Consider the following 3,056-nt stretch of genomic DNA (forward strand, 5'->3'; position numbering starts at 1 on the left):
AAAAAAACCCGGGAGAGAAACAGTTATACCCGTTATGTAATTATCGACGGCAGCACGATCAACACCCTCGATACCACCGCCATCGACCAGCTGAAATCGATGGCAACCACGTTAAAGAACTGGGATATCGAACTCTTCATCACCGGGTTAAAAGGTCCGGTGCGCGACGTAATCTCCAAATCGGGCATGCGTGATTTTTTAGGGGAGGATCATTTCTTTCGCGAACCCCACGAGGCTGTCCAGCATATCTTAAAAATAATGGATCATGAGGATGAGACCTCCCGTCTGGATACCTATAACAGGGAAGTAAACAAGGACCAGTGAATGGAGTGTGAGTGGTGAATATACCTCCCCATTGGATATGTATTGGGATGCGGTCCATATCTGAAACCAGATCAGCTCCCGGTCGCTATGGTATAATGCAATATCAAATAGATATTCTTCATCTTTTGATCATCAAAAACAGTACAAAACCCACCCTGCCTGATGAGTGGCCAGACAGCCGGACTACGTCCGCCGCAAAATATGTTTGGGGGCGTACCAGGTGAGCGTGACCCCCCGCCCTATCATGAAAAGCGTCAGGGCCAGCCACAATGCGTGATTTCCGAGGTACGAAGCCCCCACGGCATACACCGGCAGAAAAATTCCCGCCGCAGCAATGATCATCGCATCGCGCATGGGTCCCGTTGCCGTAGCCCCGATGAACACCCCATCCCAGATATACGAAAAACTGCTTACGAAGGGACCCGCAACCGTCCATAAAAAATAGAGCATGGCCGCATCGATCACCTCCTGTTGATCGGTAAAGATCTGCAAAATATGTACATTGAAAACGGCGTACACTACCGATGCCAGCAGCCCGATCCCCGTGCCCCAGAGGAAACAGTATTTCACGGTAAGCCTCACCCGCTTCTGTTGTCCGGCCCCGGTATATCGTCCGATCAGGCTTTCCGCGGCATAGGCAAAGCCGTCGGTGCCGTACGAAACAATCATCCAGAGCTGCAGCAGAATGGAGTTGGCAGCCAGTACCACGTCTCCGAACGAAGCGGACTTGGCCGTAAAAAAGGAGAAAGTAAAAATAAGGCAGAGGGTGCGGATAAAGATATCACGGTTCACGAAAAAGAACTTTTTGATCGCCTCCATCTCCAGCAGCAGCGTGTGGACGTAACCGCTCAGCCACGCCCTGTACCGGGTGACAAGCAGTCCCCCAGCCAGCAACAATCCCGTATAACGGGCAATCAGCGTGCCCCAGGCCACCCCATCGACGTGCATGCCGAGACGGTATACAAAATAGACATCAAGAGCGATGTTAAGCGCGTTTAAAACGATGGTCACGATCATGGGATAGCGGGCATTCTGCATCCCCAGGAACCATCCGTTAATGGCATAGAGTCCGAGGGTAGCCGGCGCCGTATAAATACGGATATCAAAATAGATCCGGGTATAATGTTCAACCTCCGGCGAAGCGTCCACCAGCAAAAAGCTGAGATCCGCGATCCAGACCTGCAGCAAAAGAAGAAGCAGGCTAAACAGTCCTGCCACTGTCAGCGCGCGCGCCAGGGTCATGATACTTTCGGTCTTATCCTCTTCCCCGAAAGCCTGGGCGGTGAGACCGGTGGTACCCATGCGCAGAAAACCGAATCCCCAGAAAATAAAGTTGAAAATCATCCCGCCTAACGCAATGGCCCCCAGATAGTAGGCATCCTCCAGATGTCCCACCAGTGCCGTATCCACGGCCCCCAGGAGCGGAACCGATAAATTGCTGATAATGTTGGGAATAGCCAGATTTAGAATCTTCCGGTTCAACAACTCGGGGTATATGCGTTAATCGTTTGATGGGTCGTTGTACAATCGCTGGCGAATTTGTTGAATAAAGCGCTCAATATATCCCAGTCCGTATAAAATCACAATAGCGAGAACGGTGAGGATAGCGGCCAGCAGGTAACGTTCCAACGCTACCGCAATACCGATGGCTGCCACGAAAAGAATAGAAGCAGCTGTGGTTAAGCCTTCTACGGTTTCATCTTTGTTCCTGAAAATTATGGTCCCCGCTCCCAGGAAACTGATTCCGGTAATAATGGCCTCCATGATACGAATCGGATCCGCTTGAATGGACCCTTCAAATGCGTCTACCGTACTGTAATTCGTGATCATTACATTACCCAGTACCACCAGTAATGATGAAGCACCGGCGACAAGCATATGGGTTCGAAGACCGGCCGGCTTTTGCGCCAGCTCGCGCTCCAGGCCCAGAAGTCCCCCCAGAAACATTGCAAATAGTACTTTAATGATCGGATCCCCAATTAAATACAGTTCCATATTATACCTGTTTTATTATGTTAATTAGTAGTATACCCGGTTAATACAACCCTGAACATTCCAAAAGTTGAAGTACCTACCTCAGAACACACTGGGAGCCGCAGGAGGCCAGGGTTTATTTTTAAACCTTTCCGCATTATGTATATTCAACACTCAGCACTCAACTTTGTTCTCATAAGATTGGTAAATTTTTTACAGAAAACCTACTCCAAATGGAAGTCAGTTACTGGAAAAGCCGGTGGCGGAAGGATAACATCGGCTGGCATATAAAGGAGGTTTATCCCCCGCTGCGTACCTTTTGGCCGCAACTCAACCTCCCGCCCGGAGCCCGGGTGCTGGTACCGCTCTGCGGCAAGAGCCATGATCTGAACTGGCTGGTGGCGCAGGGAGCCAGGGTGACCGGTGTAGAGGTGTCGCTAAAAGCGTTGCGGGAGGTCATGCGAAGGTCCGCCGCGTCATTCACACGCACAGAAAGTCATGGCTTCCCCGTTTTTCAATCCGAATCCATGGAGCTTTGGCAGGGTGATTTTCAACAATTACCACACGCTCCCATTCATCCTGCAGACGCCGTATACGACAAATCCTCCCTGGTTGCCTTACCTGCCGCAATGAGAAAAAAGTATGCCAGGAAGCTACTTGAACTGCGTGACAGCCATACTCAAATACTACTGCAAAGTTTCGAATACAAACAGGATGAAATGAACGGACCGCCTTTTTCTGTGCCTGAACGGGAAATA

Annotated in this window: 4 protein-coding genes; 2 read left to right on the forward strand and 2 right to left on the reverse strand. The window is 50.3% G+C overall.

From position 1 onward, the window contains the following. The coding region (locus tag ACESLU_RS13555) for an STAS domain-containing protein (protein WP_372639164.1) at positions 1-324 on the forward strand (324 nt) is incomplete at its 5' end. A gap of 183 nt (positions 325-507) precedes the next feature. Here the strand turns inward: ACESLU_RS13555 and ACESLU_RS13560 are convergent. Then, complete coding sequence (locus ACESLU_RS13560; RefSeq protein WP_372639165.1) at positions 508-1,806, reverse strand: MATE family efflux transporter; 1,299 nt, start codon at positions 1,804-1,806, stop codon at positions 508-510. 18 nt (positions 1,807-1,824) lie between these two features. Further along, positions 1,825-2,319 (reverse strand): MgtC/SapB family protein, encoded by a 495-nt coding sequence (locus tag ACESLU_RS13565; RefSeq protein WP_372639166.1) that lies wholly within the window; start codon positions 2,317-2,319, stop codon positions 1,825-1,827. A gap of 212 nt (positions 2,320-2,531) precedes the next feature. Here ACESLU_RS13565 and ACESLU_RS13570 point away from each other — a divergent pair. Then, positions 2,532-3,056 (forward strand): thiopurine S-methyltransferase (locus ACESLU_RS13570; RefSeq protein WP_372639167.1); only part of this gene is annotated, 525 nt, incomplete at its 3' end.

Source organism: Fodinibius sp. (genome assembly GCF_041642155.1).
GTDB lineage: Bacteria > Bacteroidota > Rhodothermia > Balneolales > Balneolaceae > Fodinibius.